This window comes from Variovorax sp. WDL1, assembly GCF_001541225.1.
Classification (GTDB): domain Bacteria; phylum Pseudomonadota; class Gammaproteobacteria; order Burkholderiales; family Burkholderiaceae_C; genus Variovorax.
In genome coordinates, this window is record NZ_LMTS01000294.1 from 1 (window position 1) to 691 (window position 691).

At 59.0% G+C, this 691-nt stretch carries 1 protein-coding gene; it reads left to right on the top strand.

Annotated elements, in window-relative coordinates:
• Positions 1–18: 18 nt before the first annotated feature.
• The coding region (locus APY03_RS35285; protein ID WP_157103505.1) for a hypothetical protein at positions 19–691 on the top strand (673 nt) is incomplete at its 3' end.

Sequence of the window (691 nt, forward strand, 5' to 3'; positions counted from 1 at the left end):
GAGCGAGGCGACATCTATATGCAAGGCTGGCTCGACGATGAGACCGCATCTCGCTTGGACAGCTACGAACTCCGCCTGCAGATCAATGCGTTGCCTGGCAGCGAATACAAAGGTTCGAACCTGGCTGTCCTCGCAAGCAACCCTCTGTACCAGCGCTTCGCCGAAGTGGCCCAACAGGCCGAGGCTTTGGGACTGACCGGGTCCGCACGCAACCAGTACATCGTCGAGAACAGTCGCGCAGACATGGGGCGCGACAGCAATCATTTCTATCGTGACAACGCCACTGCTCATATTGTCGGGACGACCCAGATGAGTGCGGCAGAAGCCGCCGCATATCGTGAGCACGTCGCCAATACGTTCCATAGTCCCGGCTACACAGTCGAAAGCCAGACTTACGATGATGGATCGAGTCATGTCTGGGTTCGTCACGAAGATGGTTCTGTTATCGAGTTCACGCACGATCTCGACGGCCACCGGCATTCGCAGAACGAGATTCAGGCAGATGGCGACCAGACAGGCGCCTTCTACGCCGTTGACGGCCGAATCATCAGTCTCTTCGAAACCGACGGCGCCGGGGACAATGCCGACTACAACACCCGCACCGCGACCTACGATGCGCAGGGCCGCACGGACTGGATCGATGTGCGTCGAGACGACGGCACTCGCGACACGACGGACTACGACCAGGACA